This is a genomic window from Aerococcus mictus (assembly GCF_003286595.3).
GTDB lineage: Bacteria > Bacillota > Bacilli > Lactobacillales > Aerococcaceae > Aerococcus > Aerococcus mictus.
The window spans coordinates 1,907,289-1,927,889 of record NZ_CP132985.1 but is presented as its reverse complement, the minus strand read 5'-3'; the positions used below and the strand labels follow the sequence as shown (position 1 = coordinate 1,927,889).

Annotated in this window: 24 protein-coding genes; 22 read left to right on the top strand and 2 right to left on the bottom strand. The window is 35.4% G+C overall.

The genetic code is table 11. From position 1 onward, the window contains the following. Positions 1 to 116: 116 nt before the first annotated feature. Complete coding sequence (locus tag DBT49_RS08855; protein ID WP_013669839.1) at positions 117 to 1,052, bottom strand: sugar-binding transcriptional regulator; 936 nt, start codon at positions 1,050 to 1,052, stop codon at positions 117 to 119. Positions 1,053 to 1,204: 152 nt separating this feature from the next. Here DBT49_RS08855 and DBT49_RS08850 point away from each other — a divergent pair, with 152 nt between their 5' ends. Genes DBT49_RS08850 through gndA form a run of 5 tightly spaced genes read left to right on the top strand, consistent with a single transcriptional unit; the run spans position 1,205 to position 5,619 of the window. Next, positions 1,205 to 2,050, top strand: coding sequence for a class II fructose-bisphosphate aldolase (locus DBT49_RS08850; protein ID WP_013669171.1), 846 nt, complete (start codon positions 1,205 to 1,207; stop codon positions 2,048 to 2,050). 3 nt (positions 2,051 to 2,053) lie between these two features. Then, positions 2,054 to 2,740 (top strand): triose-phosphate isomerase, encoded by a 687-nt coding sequence (locus DBT49_RS08845; RefSeq protein WP_013669462.1) that lies wholly within the window; start codon positions 2,054 to 2,056, stop codon positions 2,738 to 2,740. A gap of 14 nt (positions 2,741 to 2,754) precedes the next feature. After that, positions 2,755 to 3,276 carry a YjbQ family protein gene (locus DBT49_RS08840; RefSeq protein WP_013669634.1) on the top strand — a complete coding sequence of 174 codons (522 nt, stop codon included), beginning with the start codon at positions 2,755 to 2,757 and terminating at the stop codon, positions 3,274 to 3,276. A 23-nt stretch (positions 3,277 to 3,299) separates the two neighbouring features. Then, entirely contained in the window at positions 3,300 to 4,163 is an 864-nt protein-coding gene (locus DBT49_RS08835; protein ID WP_013669376.1) for an L-ribulose-5-phosphate 3-epimerase, read from the top strand. 28 nt (positions 4,164 to 4,191) lie between these two features. Continuing rightward, complete coding sequence (gene gndA / locus DBT49_RS08830; protein ID WP_013669111.1) at positions 4,192 to 5,619, top strand: NADP-dependent phosphogluconate dehydrogenase; 1,428 nt, start codon at positions 4,192 to 4,194, stop codon at positions 5,617 to 5,619. An 88-nt stretch (positions 5,620 to 5,707) separates the two neighbouring features. On the opposite strand, the gene DBT49_RS08825 is transcribed toward gndA, so the two are convergent. Beyond that, a complete protein-coding gene (locus tag DBT49_RS08825; RefSeq protein ID WP_070558754.1) occupies positions 5,708 to 6,580 on the bottom strand; it encodes a MurR/RpiR family transcriptional regulator in 873 nt (290 codons plus the stop codon). Between the two features lie 166 nt (positions 6,581 to 6,746). On the opposite strand from DBT49_RS08825, the gene DBT49_RS08820 reads away from it, so the two are divergent. The 17 genes from DBT49_RS08820 to DBT49_RS08740 all read left to right on the top strand — a co-directional run bounded on the left by DBT49_RS08820 (position 6,747) and on the right by DBT49_RS08740 (position 20,600). After that, a complete protein-coding gene (locus DBT49_RS08820) occupies positions 6,747 to 7,376 on the top strand; it encodes a bifunctional 4-hydroxy-2-oxoglutarate aldolase/2-dehydro-3-deoxy-phosphogluconate aldolase (protein ID WP_013668948.1) in 630 nt (209 codons plus the stop codon). A gap of 18 nt (positions 7,377 to 7,394) precedes the next feature. Further along, positions 7,395 to 8,378 (top strand): D-isomer specific 2-hydroxyacid dehydrogenase family protein, encoded by a 984-nt coding sequence (locus DBT49_RS08815; protein WP_013668883.1) that lies wholly within the window; start codon positions 7,395 to 7,397, stop codon positions 8,376 to 8,378. Between the two features lie 44 nt (positions 8,379 to 8,422). After that, positions 8,423 to 8,875, top strand: a complete 453-nt coding sequence (locus tag DBT49_RS08810; RefSeq protein ID WP_141745202.1) for a hypothetical protein — start codon at positions 8,423 to 8,425, stop codon at positions 8,873 to 8,875. Next, entirely contained in the window at positions 8,872 to 9,771 is a 900-nt protein-coding gene (gnd, locus tag DBT49_RS08805; RefSeq protein ID WP_070558752.1) for a phosphogluconate dehydrogenase (NAD(+)-dependent, decarboxylating), read from the top strand. The genes DBT49_RS08810 and gnd overlap by 4 nt, the downstream gene beginning before the upstream one ends. 28 nt (positions 9,772 to 9,799) lie before the next feature. Next, positions 9,800 to 10,618 (top strand): PTS mannose/fructose/sorbose/N-acetylgalactosamine transporter subunit IIC, encoded by an 819-nt coding sequence (locus DBT49_RS08800; RefSeq protein ID WP_111872406.1) that lies wholly within the window; start codon positions 9,800 to 9,802, stop codon positions 10,616 to 10,618. Between the two features lie 16 nt (positions 10,619 to 10,634). After that, positions 10,635 to 11,492 carry a PTS system mannose/fructose/sorbose family transporter subunit IID gene (locus DBT49_RS08795; protein WP_070558747.1) on the top strand — a complete coding sequence of 286 codons (858 nt, stop codon included), beginning with the start codon at positions 10,635 to 10,637 and terminating at the stop codon, positions 11,490 to 11,492. A gap of 50 nt (positions 11,493 to 11,542) precedes the next feature. Then, complete coding sequence (locus DBT49_RS08790; RefSeq protein ID WP_013669635.1) at positions 11,543 to 12,037, top strand: PTS system mannose/fructose/N-acetylgalactosamine-transporter subunit IIB; 495 nt, start codon at positions 11,543 to 11,545, stop codon at positions 12,035 to 12,037. 13 nt (positions 12,038 to 12,050) lie between these two features. Next, entirely contained in the window at positions 12,051 to 12,494 is a 444-nt protein-coding gene (locus tag DBT49_RS08785) for a PTS sugar transporter subunit IIA (RefSeq protein ID WP_070558746.1), read from the top strand. Next, on the top strand, positions 12,494 to 13,429 hold the full coding sequence (locus DBT49_RS08780; RefSeq protein ID WP_013669018.1) for a phosphoglycerate dehydrogenase: 936 nt from the start codon (positions 12,494 to 12,496) through the stop codon (positions 13,427 to 13,429). Before DBT49_RS08785 ends, DBT49_RS08780 begins: the two co-directional genes overlap by 1 nt. Before the next feature lie 44 nt (positions 13,430 to 13,473). After that, positions 13,474 to 13,746 carry an HAD hydrolase-like protein gene (locus tag DBT49_RS08775; protein ID WP_041705819.1) on the top strand — a complete coding sequence of 91 codons (273 nt, stop codon included), beginning with the start codon at positions 13,474 to 13,476 and terminating at the stop codon, positions 13,744 to 13,746. Further along, a complete protein-coding gene (locus DBT49_RS08770) occupies positions 13,710 to 14,138 on the top strand; it encodes an HAD family hydrolase (protein ID WP_083300425.1) in 429 nt (142 codons plus the stop codon). Before DBT49_RS08775 ends, DBT49_RS08770 begins: the two co-directional genes overlap by 37 nt. Positions 14,139 to 14,144: 6 nt before the next feature. Continuing rightward, positions 14,145 to 15,035, top strand: a complete 891-nt coding sequence (locus DBT49_RS08765) for a hypothetical protein (protein ID WP_013669221.1) — start codon at positions 14,145 to 14,147, stop codon at positions 15,033 to 15,035. 381 nt (positions 15,036 to 15,416) lie between these two features. Continuing rightward, positions 15,417 to 16,799, top strand: a complete 1,383-nt coding sequence (locus DBT49_RS08760; RefSeq protein ID WP_013670014.1) for a glycoside hydrolase family 1 protein — start codon at positions 15,417 to 15,419, stop codon at positions 16,797 to 16,799. Positions 16,800 to 16,808: 9 nt separating this feature from the next. Continuing rightward, positions 16,809 to 17,897, top strand: coding sequence for a DUF871 domain-containing protein (locus DBT49_RS08755; RefSeq protein ID WP_013669528.1), 1,089 nt, complete (start codon positions 16,809 to 16,811; stop codon positions 17,895 to 17,897). A gap of 123 nt (positions 17,898 to 18,020) precedes the next feature. After that, on the top strand, positions 18,021 to 19,940 hold the full coding sequence (locus DBT49_RS08750) for a BglG family transcription antiterminator (RefSeq protein WP_230082311.1): 1,920 nt from the start codon (positions 18,021 to 18,023) through the stop codon (positions 19,938 to 19,940). Positions 19,941 to 19,952: 12 nt separating this feature from the next. Further along, on the top strand, positions 19,953 to 20,270 hold the full coding sequence (locus tag DBT49_RS08745) for a PTS sugar transporter subunit IIB (protein WP_101560566.1): 318 nt from the start codon (positions 19,953 to 19,955) through the stop codon (positions 20,268 to 20,270). 3 nt (positions 20,271 to 20,273) lie between these two features. Next, a complete protein-coding gene (locus DBT49_RS08740) occupies positions 20,274 to 20,600 on the top strand; it encodes a PTS lactose/cellobiose transporter subunit IIA (RefSeq protein WP_070558742.1) in 327 nt (108 codons plus the stop codon). Position 20,601 lies beyond the last annotated feature (1 nt).

Sequence of the window (20,601 nt, the reverse complement as noted above, 5' to 3'; positions counted from 1 at the left end):
GTAAGCAACAAAAAAGAGCTGGCCAAAGGCCAACTCACTATATATAAAGTCCAACTTATTGGGGTCACCATATTTCGACTGTTTTTTTATGGGAATTATTTTTCCCATTCTACTTCTCACTCCATGATCCCTTCCGCTAGTTCACTATCTATAATTAAATCGGTCACCAGTTTAGGCTGCTGAAGAATAGCTTTAAGACTTGCAATTTTTTCCTTACCACTTGCTAAAAGTATAGTTTGAGGAATAGCTTGAAGGTCTTTTATTTTGAGTCCAATCATTTTTTCAGCTAAGGAAATTTGAACTGGTTTGCCCTTGGAATCATAAAAAGAGGCTAAGATATCGCCTACTGCACCTGATTGTTGAATTTGCTTAGCTTCTTCATTGGAGATATATCCTAATTGGCGGATTGTAGAATCACTTGTGGGATTTCCGATACTTACAATGGCGACGTCAACATCCTTTCCTTTTTGCATAACTGATCTTACCAATTCTGAAGAAGAGAAGGCTTGGTAAACAGTTGGGTTTTCTGCAATAGCTGGTGCATAAAAATAAGTGGGTTCGCAATGGTATTTTTCAGCCAATTGAAAAGCCAAATGGTTAGAATGATATTTTATATCATTGATGCCAATACCTCCTATTAAAGGAACTACACTATGAATCGGGGTGTCGATATAACTTGCTGCTTGCACGTATTCATAAACCGTTGTCCCCCAGCCAATCCCTATGTTGCGATAAAGTTGCATGTTCTTTTGGACAAGATCACTGCATAGTTGCCCAATAGCCTCTTTAACATGGTTGGAATTGTTTTTACTTGGAACAATAAAAACCTTATTCAATCCATAGCTTTCTTCAATTGTTTCACTTAGTTTGGTGAATGAGGGCATCTTATGTTGGATAGAAATGCGGACAATACCACTCTCTTTGGCTTCTTTTAGGAATTTAGCCACAGTAGGACGTGAAATCCCTAGTTCTTCGGCAATTTGTGTTTGTGTTTTTTCCTTTTCGTAGTAGAGAATAGCAGTTTGTAAAATCAAATCTTTGCGGTCGTACATGGTTCAACCCTTTCTATTTGACAATTGATTCTTTCTTTAATTTTATCAAATGTAAAATATATTATCAATTGTAAATCGTTTGTTGACTAAAGTGAGATGAAACGCTTACAATACAAGTGAGAATTGAATTTATAGAAAAGGAGTTAGACAATATGAAGGTTGATTCAAAAGAACTATTACTTGACGCTAAGAAAAAGGGCTACGCCATCCCGGCTCCTAACTTTATTGACCTGGATTCAGGGCGTGCTTATGTTGAAGTGGCAGAGAAGCGTGGCCTCCCAGTGATTTTATCCTATGCTCAAAAGCATATTGATATTATGTCTTTGGAAGAAGCCGCTTTAATTGGTAATTTCCTGGCTGAAAAGGCTAATGTTCCTGTGGTGCTCCACCTAGACCACGGTTTTGATAAAGACTTTATCTTTAAGGCGATTGATTTAGGCTTTTCTGCAGCCATGATTGATGCTTCGGAAGCCAGCTTTGACGATAATGTCAAAATAACTAAAGAAGTGGTTGACTATGCCCATAAATATAATGTTCCCGTCGAAGCTGAATTGGGTCACGTGGGCGCTAACGACTTGTCCGAAGCTCGTGCTCTAACGGATTCAGTCTATACCGAGGCCAAAGATGTGGTCCGCTTTGTTGAGGCAACAGGTGTTGATTCCTTAGCGGTTTCAATTGGTACTGCACATGGTGTTTATTCAGGGAACCCAGAAATTAACTTTGACCGCCTAGAGGAGATCAACCAAGCCACCGATATTCCTTTAGTTCTACATGGGGGCTCTTCCTCAGGTGATGAGAACTTAAAGAAATGTGCGCAAAAAGGGGTCGCTAAAATCAACATTTACACAGATTTCATTGTAGCGGCTTATGAAGCCATTAAAAAAGAAAAACTTGCAGGCTATGTGGAACTGAAGAAGACTGCTGATCAAGGCATGAAAGAAGTTCTTGACCATTATTATGATGTCTTTGAAACCGATCATTATAAGGAAGGAAAATAATCCATGGCTAAAACACAAGTAAAGTCTCCATTTTTCATTTTTAATCCCAAATCATTCTTATACGGCGAGGAACTTTTAGAACTGGCTAAAGTAGCTGACCAAGAAGCCGAAAAGCACCCAGAAATTTCAGTATTTGTGACTTGCCCTTATGCTGATCTCGCGGCAGTTTCCCAAGCTACGGAACATATTATTGTCTCCGCCCAACACCTGGACGGTATTGAAGCTGGGAGGGGAATGGGGAAAGTCCTCCCTGAGTCCCTCCAAGCCGCTGGGGCCAGAGCGACTTTCTTAAATCACGCTGAGAATGCCATGACAATGGCCGAGATTGTCCAAGCCGTTCAACGGGCAGATGACTTAGATATTATTACCATAGTTTGTGCGGATTCCATGAAAGAAGCCCAGGCTCTAGCTACCCTACATCCTGACATTATTCTCTGTGAACCGACTGAGTTAATTGGGACAGGCCAAACTTCTGATGCTTCCTATATTGAATCAACTAATGAAGCTATAAAAGCCATTGATGAGAATATCCTAGTCATGCAAGCTGCGGGGATTTCAACCGCTGATGACGTCTACCGCACCATTGAAATGGGAGCGGACGGTACTGGTTGTACGAGTGGGATTACTAAGGCTGACAATTCCAAGCAAATGTTAAAAGATATGATCCAAGCGGCTGCCAAAACTAAATAGAAAGGAAGAGTAAGATGACTGTTTATAAAGAAACTATTAAAGTCCAATCAACTGGAGGGCAACCCACCTATGTTAACATCAGTGCCCAAGTGCGCCAAGCCATTGAAAACAGTGGTGTTCAAAATGGCATTTGTGCAGTGATTTCTCCTCATACCACTTGTTCAGTCTTTTATGAAGAGTATGCTCATGATATGACTGATGATGGGATTGAATCTCTGCAAGCTGATTTTAATAATGTCTTAGAGAAGATTATTCCCTACCATACCAGTGCTGATACCTATATTTATCCAGGTGAGGAACATTATCAAGCGGTTGCTTCTTGGCCTAACGCAAAAGATTACTTGCCTAATAATTCACCATCAGACTTATGGAATGGTGATGCTCACTTAAAGGCGACCTTGATTGGATCTAGTCAAGTGTTTGATGTGGATGAAGGCAAATTAGGAGTGGGCTCAACTGGCCATATCTACTTTGCTGATTTTGATTGTGCAAGACCACGTAAGAGAAAATGTGTGATTACAGTGATGGGTGAATAATTATATAGCAGGAAGTGGTCAAAATGGGTGCTCCTTATCGTTTAGCCTTATATGAAAAAGCTTTACCAGACCATTTTAATTTAAAGGAAAAGCTAATTCTCGCTAAAGACATGGGCTATGATAGTTTAGAGATATGTATTGATATGAATGAACAACGTCAAGACCGTTTAAATTGGACAGATGAGACTTGGCAAAAGTTAAAAGAATTTTGTGAAGATGAAAAAATTGTCTTATACTCCTTATCACTCAGTGCTTTAAGAGGATGTCCTCTAGGGAGTAACGATAAAGAAAAAGTAATAAAAGCCTTTACAATGCTAGAGAAAGCTTTATCTATTGCTAGCCATTTAGATATCACTACCATATTAGTGAATGCTTATGATGTCTATGAGGAAGAATCGACTGAAGAAACCCAGCAACGGTTTATTCAAAATATGAAGTATTTTTCTACACTTGCAGGTGATAATCAAGTTGTGATAGCTATCGAAAATGCAGAAATGCCTTTTGCTGATACGGGGGCTAAAGTCAATCGCTTAGTAGAGAAGATTGGATCCCAGTGGGTGCAAATTTATTATGACTTTGCTAATACCTTCAACGCTTTAGAGGCGAATAAAAAACTCATTCGAAATGATTTTGAATGCTGTAAAAACCAGATTAGACGTTGTCATTTAAAGGACTCTTTACCCGGCGATTACCGTCATGTTCCTTATGGAAAAGGACATGTAGATTTTGAGATGATAGCTGAATTATTGGCAGAAAATAGCATTAGTGAATTTACAGCAGAGCTATTTTGTCCACAAGGAGGTAACTGGGAGAGTTATAGTCGCGGGGCTAATGTCTTTTTAAGAAGTTATTTAGATGTAGCTTTTAATAAAAGAAATCGAAAATAAAATCAGGAAAATCATAGAGGTGAATAAGATGCAAGCGGAAGTTGGAGTAATTGGACTAGGGGTTATGGGCTATGGATTTGCTATGAATTTATTAGATTATGATTATCGTGTGGCTATTGTAAACTGGGAAAAGGAAGTGACTCAGAAAGTTTCTAGAGAGAATGAAGACAAGCCATTAATTGCTACTTATTCTTTAGAAGAATTTGTTACTAAACTCGAGCGACCTAGAAAAATAATAATGATGGTCAAAGCAGGAGAAGCAACGGATAACACTATTAATCATTTACTACCACTTTTGAATGAGGGAGACGTTCTTGTTAATGGCGGTAATACTTATTTTAGAGAGACTGAAGCCACTGAAGAAAAAGTGAAAACATATGGTATACATTATATTGGCATGGGCGTTTCGGGTGGTGAAGAAGGCGCTCGCTATGGCGCTGCATTGATGCCTGGTGGTAGCCAAAGGGGTTATGAACTTTGTCAAATGCAATTAGAAGCTTTAGCAGCTAAGGCTCCCCAAGATGGAGAACCTTGTGTTGCTTACATGGGTGAAGGTGGCGCGGGACACTTTACAAAAATGATTCATAACGGAATTGAATATAGTGATAGTCAATTAATTGCAGAAGGTTACTGGTTACTCCGTTACTATTTGAAATTACCGGTTAATGAAATTGCAGATCTTTTCCGTGAATGGGATAAGGGAGAATTAAAAAGTTATTTAATAGGGATAACCGCTAATATTTTAGATCAATATGATGAAGATGGTAGTCCGATGATTGATGTTATCCTAGATGCTGCTCGCTCAAAAGGAACTGGTAAGTGGGCCTCACAAACCGCTTTAGATATGGGACAACCCCTTACAGTTGTCACCGAGGCCGTTTTTATGCGTTATGTTTCAGAGCTCAAACAGCAACGTTTAAAGGCAGCCAATATCTTAAGTGGGCCACAAGTTCAATTCGATGGTGATAAAGGAAAATACATTGAAAAAATTAGACAAACCCTATATTTTGCTAAGATTATTTCCTATGCTCAAGGCTTTTCCGCTTATCAGCTAGCAGATGAATCTTATGGGTATGAGCTTAATCCTAAGGAAATTGCTAAAATATTCCGTGCTGGCTGCGTAATTCAGGCGGAACTATTAGATAAAATAGCCCATGCTTATGAACGGACAAGTGATTTGGAAAATATTTTATTGGATGATTATTTTGCTAGTGTAACGAATGAATATCAGACAGCAATTCGACAAGTAGTTAGTGATGCAATCATGAATGGCTTTTCAGTAAATGCTATGGCATCAGCTATTGGTTACTTTGATAGCTACCGTAATGAGAATGTATCTGCTAATATGGTCCAAGCACAACGCGATTACTTCGGTGCTCATAGCTATCAGAGACGTGACAAAGAAGGTAATTATCACTATCACTGGGACGAGGCTAGAGAAGAGAGACTATCATAATTTCAAAAAGAAAATCACTATGAAACTAAGCTATCACTTTGTACTTGAAAAGTAAAAGGAAAGAGAAACTTAGTTAAGTAGTGATTTTTTAATTGTTTTTTGCGTCATTAATGATTTTTAAGCTCCGATCTATAGTGTTTTTTTCTTCCTTAGCATTGTCGGCAATAATATTGACATAAAGAATATCTAAGAGTGTTGAATAAACTACTCGCGACGATAAATATTCGTTACGATATAGAGAATCTTCTATATATATAATTAAACTTTCATTGGCCAAGGCGATTAAATCTGAATCTGGGTTGCTAGTCATCACAACTATGTTAGCCCCCTGTTTACGACAGTGTTTGGCTATATTGAGGGTTTCTGGAGTTTTTCCGGAATGGGAGAATAGAAAGACACAGTCCTTAGAACTCAGTTTCATGGAATAAACCAGTTGCATATTGTAATCGAAAATATAATTACAGCTAAATGAGCTATGAATAAATTTGTGATAACCATCCAAGGCGACAATATTTGATCCTCCTTGGCCAAAAAAATGTAGAGTTTTGGATTGTTTAATCAGCTTAATAATATGATCGAGCTGATTTTCCTCCACGGTATCTAAGGCATTTTTTAGGTTAAAAACATTAGCGGCGATAACCTTTTCCCCAACTTCTAGGGGAGAGTCTGAATTGCTTATTTTATGTTGATTTAATATATCTTGGTCATTAATTGTTTTATCTTCTTCAATATTTTGAGCAACGAAATATTTAAACTCTTGAAAGCCTTTGAAATTTAATTTTTTGACGAACTGAAAAACGGAGGATTGGGAGACACCAATCTTTTTAGCTAACTCAGATATGGTCATATTCAGCAATTGCTCATTGCTATGGGTCGTAAGAAATGTTGCAATCTTCTTTTCTGTTTGACTCAAATGTTGAAGATGAGTTTTTATTCTTTTTCTAAAGGCAAGGTTTTTCATTGAGCGTACTCCTCTAGCATTTTAATTATCAAAATTAATTATAACTCAAATGAGAAATAAAAAAAAATTTATTTAAAACGTTTACAATAAAAAAATATTCTGTATAATGATTATGTAAGCGTATACATGTATAGTCTTTCTATAAGAAGAACAGGGGTAATATTTTATGAGTAGTGAAAGCATTGTTGAGCAACTAGGGGAAGAGCAACTCCTACCTTTATATACAGTTAATGATATGAATTTTCTAGATAAGATGTCAGAAATATTACTTGCTAATAATCTACATTTTATCGAAATTACCTACCGTAGCCAACTCGCTTCTCAAGCGATTAAGTATTTGTCTGAAGCTAAACAGTTAATTGTTGGAGCTGGAACGGTACGTACTTTAGATCAAGCCAAAGACGCTATTGACAATGGGGCGGAATTTATTGTTACACCAGGTTTTTCAGATAGAGTTGTTGAATATTGTTTAAATAAAGACATTCCAATTGTTCCGGGTGCGGTAACTCCTTCTGAAATAATGAGAGCCCAAAATTATGGCATTGACATTGTGAAATTTTTCCCGGCAAATGTTTATGGTGGCTTAGATGCAATCAAAGCATTAAGTGGTCCTTTTTATGACATGAAATTTGTACCAACTGGAGGCGTTAACTCTAACAACTACCAAGAATTTCTTAGTTGTCCCAATATCTTTGCTGTGGGTGGTTCCTTTATTATTTCGGAAAAAGAAATAGCAAAAGATAATGGTCAATCAGCTAATCAAGCATTAAATCATTTAGTGACACAATTAAATTAGAAAAGGTAGGTATGTGTGATGACAGATTATAAAATAGCATTGGTTAATTCCAGTAGTTTCGGTAAATGGTTTCCAGAGCATATTGAAGCTTTAGAAAAAATTGGACCAGTGGACTCCTTCCGCTTTGATAATGACATTGATGGGAAAAGTCTAGCTGAGAAATTACATGGTTATAATTTAATCATTTCTTCTGTAACTCCTTTCTTTACTAAAGAATTCTTTGAAAATAAAGATGAATTACTCATTATTTCTAGACATGGTATTGGTTATAACAATATTGATCTTGATGCAGCCAAGGAACACGGTACTTTGGTAACTATAGTTCCTCCTTTAGTTGAAAGAGACACAGTGGCAGAAAATGCTGTTGCTCAATTATTAGCGCTCGTAAGACAAACTCTACCAGCGGCTCAAGCGGCTAAAGATAACAAATGGAAAGATCGCGCTCAGTTTATGGGACATGAACTTTCTGGAAAAAATGTAGGGGTTATCGGCTGTGGAAATATTGGTAGCCGAGTTGCTGAAATCTTAAAATATGGCTTTAACGCTAATCTCTATGTATGTGACCCCAAGGTAGATCCAGAATGGGTTGAGAAACATGGGGCAAAAGTCGTTGAGTTAGATGAATTATTAGCGAAAGCAGATATTATTTCCTTAAATGCTTCTCTTGATGAAGATAGCTACCATATCTTAAATGAAGAAGCCTTTTCAAAAATGAAAAAGGGCGTTTACATTACTAATACTGCTCGTGGGGCCCTGGTTGATGAAGAGGCAGTGATTGACGCTATCGAAGCAGGTATTGTACTTGGTTTAGCTACAGATGTGATGGAAGAAGAACCTGCTGATAATTCTCATCCATACTTTTCTAATGACAAGATCTTAGTAACCCCTCACATTTCAGCCTACACTTATGAATGTATTAAAGGCATGGGAGATAAATGTGTGGATGATATTCAAAAGGTTGTCAACGGAGAAGAACCTGGAGGCATCGTTTCACCAAAATAATGAATGATGATGTACTAATTTATTATGATCAGAAAAAGGGCTGGATGACAGTTTTTATTTATAGTCTATTTTTGCTAGCCTTGATATTACTGTTACTTTATTTCTCACTAAATCTATGGGTTAAAGCTTTAATAGCCTTTCTTTGCCTACTATTGGTCATTGTGATGTGTTTAATTATTAAACAAATTTTAGAGCATAAGCCCTTGTATCGGATTAATGATTCTTATATAGAAGATTGTAAAGAAGATCGACGCATTTACTATAAAGATGCTATCCAGCTTCAATTGGCGCCACAAAATAATTTTTTAACGATTTCGATAATCGCTAATAAAACTAATGATTATCAAACAATTTCTATTAGTGGATTTCATTTTAGAACAAAATTAATTAAACAGTATTGGCAGACACTAAAGCGTAAAGCCAGTCTTACTAATCCGAAAATTAAGATTAATGAATATCAGACATTAGAGAAAAAATTTGATAGGAGAAGAAAATGAAAATAGGAATGATTGGACTAGGCAAAATGGGAGCCAGTCTTGCAGAAAATATGAGCAACCACGGCGTGGAGGTTCTCGGTTATGATCAAAACCCAGGCAATCCGGGTTTGACACATGATAAGTTTACTAGGGTTACAAATTTAGATGAAATGATTGCTGGTTTATCTAAGCCGCGAGTAGTTTGGTTATTAGTTCCCGCTGGAGATATTACTAATTCAGTAATTGATGAAGTTAGTCAAAAGCTTGATCCAGGAGACCTTATCATTGATGGTGGCAATTCTTTCTTTAAAGATTCCATAGCTAATTATGAAAAACTAAAAGAGGATAATATTTATTTTCTTGATTGTGGGACTTCTGGCGGCATGTCGGGAGCCCTAAATGGCGGTAATTTTATGATTGGTGGCGATCAAGAAGCCTTTAAGATTGTTGAGCCTGTATTTGAAAAAATATCTTGGGAGGGTGGCTACCTATATACGGGGAAAGCCGGTAGTGGGCATTATCTCAAAATGATTCATAATGGGATTGAATATGGCATGATGGCTGCTATTGGCGAAGGTTTTGATGTTTTAGAACATTCTCAATATGAGTATGATTATGAAGCGGTTGCTAATTTGTGGAATAATGGCTCAGTTATTCGTTCCTGGTTAATGGAATTAGCAGCAGATGCCTTTAAGAAGGATGCTAAGCTCGAAGGAATTGAAGGTGTCATGTATTCATCTGGGGAAGGTAAATGGACTGTAGAAGAAGCTTTAGACTTACAGGTTTCAATTCCAGTAATTACTTCATCTCTAATGTCTCGCTACCGCTCATTAGAGTCAGATACCTTTAATGGTAAAGTTGTCTCTGCATTACGCAATGGCTTTGGAGGCCATGCTATGAAGAAAAAAGAAAATTAAAAATTAGTTATTTAAAGGAGGATGACATATGGATGTTACTGTAAGTATGTGGCAAGCCTTGGCAATTGCAGTTTGGGTGGCCATGGTTATGTCACGTTCAATTTTAGGTGGTGCCACGTTAACCCTTAGGTTCTCACCACTGATGACAGGTTTTGTGGGTGGTTTAGTATTTGGTAATGTTGCTGATGCGATGGTGATTACAGCAGCTATTCAATTAATTTACATGGGGGTATTCTCACCAGGTGGGCAAATGCCATCAGAACCATGTATTGCTGCAGCAATTGCTGTACCTGTAGCATTGCTAAGTGGTATGGGCCCTGAAGCGGCTGTTGGTATTGCTGTTCCAGTCGGATTATTAGGTTCTTATTTATATCAATTTAGATTCTTTGTTAATACCTTTATTGCGCGGTCATTTATGGATAATGCTGCAAAAGAAGCAGATAGCCGTAAATTAACAATTTCTATTATTTGGTTACCAACTTTAGTATCGTTCTTAATTTTTGTACCTTTTATGTTTATTGCATTGTATCTCGGCACTCCGTTAATTGCATCATTCGTTGAATCAGCATCAGGTACAATTATTTTCCATATCTTAGAAGTTATCGGTGGCGGTTTAGCAGCCATTGGTATTGCTGTGACAGTTTATGTTATCGGTAAGAAAAATTATATTCCTTTCTTCCTCTTGGCTTATTTCATGGCAGTAATGTTCAGTTCCTTAGAGATTACCATGGTTACTTATGCGATTTTGGGTGCTTTAATTGCCTATATCTTCGTAATGGCCCAAGGAAGCTCAACCGCAGGTATGGTTTCAGGTTCAAGCGCTGACGAAGATGATGATGACTATTAAGAAGGAGAAGATTGCTATGAATGAAATTAGAAAAGATAGTGCATTAGCTCCAGAAGTGATTACTGCAAAAGATGTTAATAAAGCATGGACACGATTTTATTTTGCTAATGAAATTCCCCATTCTTTTGACCGTTATATCTCTGGTGCGTTAATGTGGGGCTTAATGCCAATTTTGAAAAAATTATATAAAGATAAAGATGAACTTTCGGCAGCTTATCAACGCCACCTATTGTTCTTCAACACCCAGTTATCCTGGGGTGGCGGTACCATTACTGGTATCATGGCTTCAATGGAACAAGTTCGGGCTCAAGAGGTACACAATGGCGAAGAAATTACTGTATCCGATGACTTATTATATAACACAAAAGCAGGGCTAATGGGAGCCTTAGCGGGTATCGGAGACTCGATTGATTCGGGAACTATTCAGTATATTTTCATCGCTATTGGTCTTCCTTGGGCACAACAAGGGTCCGGGCTAGGGGCTCTGATTCCATTTATCTGTTTTGCTACTTATCAATACTTAATTGGTGCTTACTTTGCTCAAATGGGCTTTAAGCTAGGACGCTCAGCTGCTTCAGAAGTGATGGGCTCCTCTATGCAAAAAATCATTAACGGCCTGTCAATATTAGGATTGTTTATGATGGGGATTTTAGCAGGTAATTATGTAAAGGTTTCTTCAAGTTTACAGTTTACTCTTTCTGGAAAAGAGTTTGTTATTCAGGATATCTTAGATGGTATTTTACCAGGTCTATTACCTTTACTTACCGTAGCAGGAGTCTATTTCTACTTCCTTAAAAAAGAATTTAATGTGACAAAAGCTCTAATCGGACTGACTGTAATATTAGGTGTGCTAGCTGCGGTTGGTATACTTTAGGAGAAGTTATCTTATTTGTTTAAATATAATGATCAGGAGGAGATTAATTTATGGGAGAAGTTGTTTTAGCAAGAGTCGACGCACGTTTAATTCATGGGCAAGTATCCACTAATTTAGTTAATTCGACTGGAGCCAATGCTATTTTTGTAGCAGATGACCCTTCAGCACATGATGATTTTGCTAAAAATGTCATTATTAGTGCTGGCGGACGAACCGGACAAAAAATTCGCGTTTTAAAAGAAGAAGGTTCCGTTCGTTATTGGAAGGACCGTCAATATGACAACTATAAGGTGCTGTTCATGACTAAAACGATTGAAGCAGTGTATAAAATTATTAAAGAAGGCGTTCCAATTAAAAAATTAAATATTGGAGGTTTACCTCAACGTCCAGGTTTAACACCGATCATCAAAGAAGTAGCAATCAATCAAGAACAATATGATATGCTCAAAGAATTACGTGATGATTATGACGTAGAAGTCTATTTCCAAGCAATTCCTTCCTCCACTCGTGTGGAATTAAAAGATGTCGCTAATAAATTCGAGTAGAGGAGTTGATAAAATGGTTGGACTCTTATTAATAAGTCATGGACGTATGGCAGAGGGCATGATTGATAGCCTTGCTTTGATCGGTGGGGTTGATGAACATATTGATTATTGCTCTTTAGTAGCTGGTCAAGATTTTGAAACTTTTAAAGAAGATGTTCGCCAGTCTATCAAGGCGCTTGATAGTGGCGATGGGGTCTTAGTCTTTGTCGACCTATATGGGGCCTCTCCTTTTAATGCAACACTACAAATTTATCGAGAATTATTGAAAGAAAATATTCACATCCGTGTGATTATTGGTATGAATTTACCTATGCTACTAGAAGCTAATGCCATGAAATCAGCTTTGAGTCTTGGTGAACTTACCAATATGGTTTTATCAAGCGGTCAAGAATCCATTCAAGAACCAATTTCTGAAATTGTTAACAATGAAGTGGAAGAAGAGGAAGATGATTACTAATGGCGAAAGTATTAATTACACCGCGATCCTTTGCTAAATATAATAAAGAAGAAATTGTGCAACTCTTTGAGGAAGCTGATATTGAACCTATATTTAATGAAACAGGTACGATCTATACAGAAGAAAAACTTATTGAGTCAGTTTCAGATGTAGATGGAATTATTGTAGGTGTCGATCCAATCACGGAAAATGTGATAAACAATGCACCTAAGCTGAAAACTATTGCTAAGTATGGAGTCGGCATTGATAATATTAATGTTGAACTTGCCAAAGAAAAAGATATTACCATTACTCGTACGATAGGTGCTAATGCAAGTGCAGTTGCTGACTATGATTTCGCTCTATTAATGGCTGTTGCTCGTAGAGTCGTTGAGATTAATAATGCAGCTAAAGAAAAAATCGATTGGTCTAAGAAAATGGCCCTAGATATTTACGGCAAAAAAATCGGTATACTTGGCTTAGGTGCAACAGGGCGTGAAACAGTTAAACGCGCTCAGGGCTTTGCTATGGATATCTATGGTTATGATATCTATGAAGATAAAGATTATATTAAAGAAAACAATATTCACTTTACCCAAGATTTAACAACCATATTTAAAGAATGTGATTTTATTTCCATTCATATACCATTAACTGAAGATACTCATTATTTGATTAATAAGGACCTTTTTGCAATAGCAAAACCTAACTTAGTATTAACTAATACAGCTAGAGGAGGCATTATTAATGAAAAGGACCTTTATGAAGCACTAGCTAATAAACAAATTTTTGGTGCTGGAATTGATGCTTTTGAGCAGGAACCACTAGAAGATTCACCTTTACTAGGTTTAGAAAATCTAATTATTGGAACACATACAGCAGCTTCTTCTGTTGGAGCAAGTGAGCAAATGACTTTTCAGGCGACTCAAAATGTTATTTCAGAAATTCAAAGATAACATTCGTCTTGTATTAATAGAATGTGCGAATAAGGATGAAATGAATGTCAATAATACATAAAAATTGCATTATTTTCGATATGGATGGTCTTTTGGTCAATAGTGAAATTGTTTACCATGATGCCTGGCACCAAAGTTTTAATGACTTTGATATTGAAGTGCCAGATGGACTAGTTACATCCTGGATTGGCCAAAGCGCCCGTAATGTTCACGATAGTTTAGTAGCTATTTGCGGAAGTGATGAAAAAGCTAAAGAAGTTCGGTCCTATCGGGAAACCTTATTTTTAGATTTATTGCTAAAGATCATGTCCAATTAAAGCCCTATGCAAGGGATATTTTGGATTATTGTAAGGCGACATTTGATGCTGTTGGCTTAGGGTCATCAGCCCCTAATGTTAGGGGATATAAAATGCTAGAACACTTTGAGATTAGCAAGTATTTTGACCATATTTTATTTGCCCAAGATGTGAAGCATAATAAACCTCATCCGGAAGTCTATTTGAAACATTTGGATTATCACCAAGTTGATGCAGATGAAGCTCTGGTTATTGAGGACTCTATCGTGGGAGCTCAAGCCGCGAATAATGCTGGAATTGGGGTTATTTTAGTGCCTGATAACGAATTTCCTAAATCTTCTGAACCACGACCAGACAATGTTTTACTTGAAGTAGATAACTTAAATGAAGTCATTAAATGGATGAAGGACTAAATAACTATGGAATTGAAGGATCTTATTGCCAGTTTTGGTATATTTCAAAGTCGGCGATTCTACAAAAAAGAAAAGTTTCGCTATTTACAAATGTTAGGACAAGAAATGAAAGCTTTAGGCTGGCCAACTAAATTTATTCATACAGAAAAACAAGTTCTACTAGAGAAAATTCCTGTGATCCATCTACTATCTGGTAATTTAGAAAAGGCAGATACGATTATAATGACTAATTATGATACACCGCTCAACTCTTTCTCATCAACGCAGTTTGCATTCATGGGACAGAGCAAGAAGTCCTTTGTTATCAATAGTCTGATATCCTTAGCTGTTGTAATTATTTGCTTTAGTGCTGTTCTCTTTTATTTCTATCCTAGACTTCAAGCTGATGGACTTATTAGTTGGAGTGGTTTATATTTTGTTCTTGCAGTAATGGTCAGTTTGTACTTAATCACTCGCTATCGGAGCGGATTTCCAAAGCAAAATAATTTGATTATCAACAGTTCGAGTATTATTTCTATGTTACTTTATGCTAAAGAGATAAATAGTGATAAAGTCGCCTTTGCTTTTATTGATCAGACTTTACCTTTAGAAGAAGTATTAGCAGTTATGCAACAGCTTCTAACGCATAAATGCCAAATTATCCACTTAGATGCTGTAGGAAGTTCGGGAAATCTTTCGGTGATTTCCGATTCTTATCTTGATTTAACTGATCGAATCGATTTACTAGGAAAATCTGAAACTGCTTATGCTGATTATCCTGCTGAAATTATGATCACTTCGGGAGAATATGAAGAAGGGAAGATCAGGGTTCGTAACCAGCTAGAAGATAATGATATGGAAGCTTTTGAAAGAAGACTTCAAGAAGCGAAAAGTTTGTTAAGTCAGATTGTTGAATAAAATAGAATTTATTATCCTATAAAAATAAACAATATAGTTTCCCTTAAGTTGGACTTGATGTTCTAACTTAGGGGAATTTTTATTAAAAGCATATAGTAGCATTCCTATCCATTATATAGTTTATATAATATATGATATCCATAGCAATTTTTAATCTTTACTATAATTTTAGCTATTAATAATTAAATAATAGTATCTAATAAACTTATAAGAAATGACTTTGTTCAAAAACGATCAAGTTTTAATTTTTATTAAAAATATAATAATTATCATCAGCACATTTCCGTATCGCTAAGGAAAATGTTAAAATGTAAGCGCTTAATATAAATAGTATAATGTAAAAAGAGTTATTTCCTTATCAATATAGAAAGGAGTCTTAGAATGATTAAGTTTCCAAAAGATTTTTTATGGGGAAGTTCAACATCGGGTCCTCAAAGTGAAGGTAGAGAAGCAGGAGACGGCAAGGGAGATAATATATGGGACTATTGGTATAAAATAGAACCGTTTAAATTTCATAATGAAATTGGGCCGGGTGAAACTTCTACATTTTATAAAAATTATAAATCTGATATAAAGTTACTAAAGAAAACAGGTCATACAATTTTTAGGACCTCCATCCAATGGGCACGACTATTTCCTAATGGAACAGGTGATATCAATGAAGAAGCCGTCAAATTCTACAAGGATGTCTTCCAAAGAGTAAAAAATGAGGACATTCAATTAATGGTTAATTTATATCATTTTGATATGCCAATGGAACTACAAAAGATTGGTGGCTGGGAAAATAGAGAAGTAGTCTACGCCTATCAAAATTATGCTCAAACTTGTATTGAGTTATTTAATGATTATGTTGATTATTGGATTACTTTTAATGAACCAATTGTGCATGTTGAGTGTGGCTATTTAAATCAATATCACTATCCTTGTAAAGTCGATCCCCAAGCTGCAGTACAGGTAGCTTATCATACTCAATTAGCTAGTTCGTTAGCTGTTAAGTCAGCTCATGATTTTAATAAAAATATTAAGATTGGGATTGTTTTAAATTTAACTCCTGCATATCCGCGGAGTGATCACCCTTATGATAAAAAGGCTGCTAATATAGCTGAACTCTTCCAAGCTAAAAGCTTTTTAGATCCATCGGTTAAAGGTGAGTATCCAAGAGAACTCATTGAATTATTAGAAGAACATAATTTACTTCCAAGTTACAACAAAGAAGACTTAAAAATCATTTCAGAAAATACTGTAGATTATTTAGGAGTTAACTATTATCAACCACTGAGGGTAAAAGCGCCAGTAAATGTTAGAAATAGCGATGCGCCCTTTAGCCCTGAATATTATTATGATACTTATGAAATGCCAGGTAGAAAATTTAACCCCTACCGCGGATGGGAAATATATGAACAGGGAGTCTATGATATTGCTATTAACATAAAAAATAATTACGGCAATATCCCTTGGATTCTGACTGAAAATGGTATGGGAGTTGAGGATGAGGATAGATTTAGAGTTGATGGGCAAATCCAAGACGATTATAGAATAGAGTTTATTCAGGGGCACTTGAAAAAACTGCATAGTGCTATCCAAGAGGGGGCTAATTGCAAAGGTTATTTGCTTTGGACATTTATCGATTGTTGGTCCTGGCTGAATGCGTATAAAAATAGATATGGCCTCATTGAATTAGATTTAAAAACACAGAATAGGATTGTAAAAAAATCAGGTGAATGGTTTAAACAACTAAGCGAAAATAACGGATTTGAGGAGTAGGCGTATACAATGAAGCTGGGATGTGCAATTTATCCAGAGTACCATGACTATTCGACTATTGAAAAGTACTTAACCAAGTTAAAAAAATTTGGATTTAAAAGAATATTTATTTCTCTACTACAAATAAACGATGCAGAAACTTTTACTAAGTACCAAAAAATTTTGGAGTTTTTAAATAATGAAGACTTTCAAGTTGTTGCAGATGTTAATCCAGATGTTTTAAATAGACTTGGGTGGAGTGAAGATTTAATAGGGAAGTTGAATAACTATGGAATTAATATCATTCGTTTAGATGAAGCTCCATCCTTAAAATACCTCGCAGAGCTCACACATAATAATCATGGAGTCAAAATTGAATTAAATATGTCAACTCATCCAGAAATTTTAAGAGAATTAATAGAGATGGGTGCTGATAAGAATAATATTACAGGAAGTCACAATTTTTATCCTAAAAGATATACAGGTTTATCAGAAAGACATTTTAAAGAGATGACTAAATTTTTTAGAGATTATGAGGTTGAAACATCTGCATTTGTTAATTCCCCATGTAGTAATGAGGGGCCGTGGCCTTTAGCCGAAGGATTATGTACTTTAGAAGATCATAGATATAAAAATTTAAATTACCAAATTAATTATTTCAAGGCTTTAGGAAATATAGATAATGTCATTGTTGCCAACCAATTTATGAGTGAAGAAGAGATGAAACTTCTAAGTGAAGCAGTTGAAAAACCGGTTACTTTTCAGGCTCAATTGCTAAATGATATTTCTCCTATAGAAAAAGAAATTGTGGAATCAATGCATGTTTATCGCGGAGATATTTCCCATTATGTGATTCGTTCGAGTAATAGTCGTGTCAAATATGCGAATTCAGATATCAAACCGATCAAGCAATCAAAACAGGTACATAAGGGGGACATCATGATTGATAATAACCTTTATAAACGATATAAAGGAGAACTTCAAATCGCCCTAACTCCTTTTGAAGTATCTGATAAGACTAATATCGTCGGACAAATAGATAGTGATTATATTCCATTACTTGAAAATCTAAAGCCATGGGCTAATTTTAAGTTTGATATGGGAAATGATATTAAATGAATGGAATAGCTAAAAATAGATGTAAGTATATTTTAGGAGATGATACTCATTTTAAGAAAAAAGGAGTGGGAAATCCTGAAAATTTTATGGAAAGACAGGAATCAATATACTAGTAGCCAAGAAATGGCCATGTTAATAGGTGCATCTGATAAAACTATTCGTAAATACACTAATTTTTTAAAGAGTAGTCTTAAAGGTCATGGAGCAGAAATTCAAGCCAAACAGGGTAATGGCTATCAGCTAGTCATTACTCAACCAGTTATTTTTGCTGAATTTCGTGAACGAGAAACTAAGAAACACGCTGATTATAAAATAGCGACCAATGTTGATGATAATTTCGATCGAAAAAAATATATCATTAATAAGTTGTTTTTAGAAAGCGTGATTTTAAAAAGGAATGAGATTGAGCAAGACCTTCATATTAGTTCAACAGTAGTGTTTAAATTGATTGCTGATATTCGTTCTTTACTAGCCGAGTACGACATAAGCGTTGTTAACACAAAAAAAGGGTTAGAAATAAGGGGGAGTGAATTAAAACAAAGGCAATTTCTAATAGATTATTTCTTCTCTAGAAAATTTAATTCATCTTTTATGATTAATTTACAGAATACAGTTTTTGATTCTTCGATTAATCTGGGAGAAATAACAGTTATCGTACTAGATGAGATACGTAATGCAGACTTATACGTATCAGACTTTGTCATTGAAAATTCAATTGTTCATATTGCCTTAATGGTTCAAAGATTAAGGAATGGAAATACGCTTATGAGACATTTACTTGATGATTTAGATAAGCAAGGAAAAAATTATCAGGTAGCAAAAAATATATATGATCGTTTAGTAAGATCCTTTCCAGATATTCGTATACCGGAAGTTGAAGCTGAGTATATATCTATTCACCTAATTTCAAGGAATAATAAAAAATTAAGCATCAAAAATACGGAAGTTGATAAAGAAATAAAAACAGCTATTAATAATTTTTCTGAATTAGTGAATGGAAGGATACAAAATGATTCCATACTTTATAAGGGGCTAGTTGATCACTTTAATCAATTATTAATTCGTTTACAAAATCAAATAGAAATTTCCAATCCAGTACTACGCGATGTTGAAAAATACTACAGTGAAGAATTAGCAATAACAAAAAAGAGCTTCCAATCGATAGCTGATATTTTAGACTACCCCATTAACGATAATGAATGGTCATATGTAACTTTACACATGATAGCGGCGATGGAAAGATATTCTAATAGTCAAAAAATACGCGTGCTTATTATGTGTGCCACTGGTGTTGGTAGTGCACAAGTTATGAAGAACCGATTGGAACGTGAGTTTGGAAATGCCTTATCCATAAGTAAAGTTATTAGCTATTATGAGTTGGATAAGAAGGTTTTAAATGAAGTAGATTTAGTGATCTCTTCTATAAATGTTGACGGTCTTTACTTACCTGTTCCGGTTATAAATGTAAGCGTTATCATAAATGACTCTGATATTAGAAATATAAAAAAATTTGTAAATATAAAGACAGATAATAAAAGAAAATTAAGTAATAGTGACCATAAATACGAAAATATTCAGAATGAATATGTTTTCTATAATTGTTTTAGCGAAGATCGATTTATTGTTACACATAAAGAAAACATAAATAAGGAAAAAATGCTTTCTCACATGATTGCACTATTGGAAGACAACCCTCAAACGAATTTTAATGAGATGTTTTTAAGAGAAATCAAAATAAGAGAAACGTATGGGCCTATTATCTTTAATAATATATTAGCTATTCCACATCCGACAAAGCCTTTAACTAAAGATGAAAAAATTGTAGTAGCGATTATAAAAAAGGGCCTATATTGGGATAGCGAAAACCCTAATATACGATTTATCTTTTTATTGTCTCCTTCGATTACCAATAATAAAAATATGAGGCAAGTAAGTAATTCCTTAGCAAAGATTATAGAAAATAAGAGCCTTGAAGATGAGCTTCTAAACATTAATAACTATAATGATTTTAAAAATATAATGCTAAAAATTTTAAGTTTGTAATAAGAAAGAGGTATATATATGAAAACGATTATGCTCGTATGTAATGCTGGAATGTCTACAAGTTTATTAGTCACTAAAATGCAAAAAGCAGCAGAAAAACTGGACCAAAATTTTGATATTTTTGCTATACCACTTTCTGAAGTAGAGGAGAATGTTGCTAATAAAGATATTGATGTCTTACTAGTTGGCCCTCAAGTGAAGTTTATGAAGAATGAATATGAAAAAGCATACGGAGACAAATTAAAAGTGGATTCTATTAATATGCAAGACTATGGGACCATGAATGGGGAAAAAGTTCTCAATGCAGCTATTGAATTAATGGAGAAGTAGCAAATGAGCGATGAACAATATCTACAAGACATCATGGGATTGATCATGTATTCAGGTGATGCTAAAGGAAAGGCTATTGAAGCTATACAGGCTGCCAAAAAAAATAATTTTATCTTGGCAGAAGAAAAATTTAAAGAAGCAACTGTCTCTTTAAATACTGCTCATAAATCTCAAACTGGTCTTCTAACGGCAGAAGCGCAAGGAGAAAAATTGGATATCAATTTATTAATGATTCATGGACAGGACCATTTAATGACAGCTATCACTTTTATTGATCTCGCTAAAGAAATTGTCGAAGTCTATGAAAGAAAAGCTCAGGAAGCTAACTAGG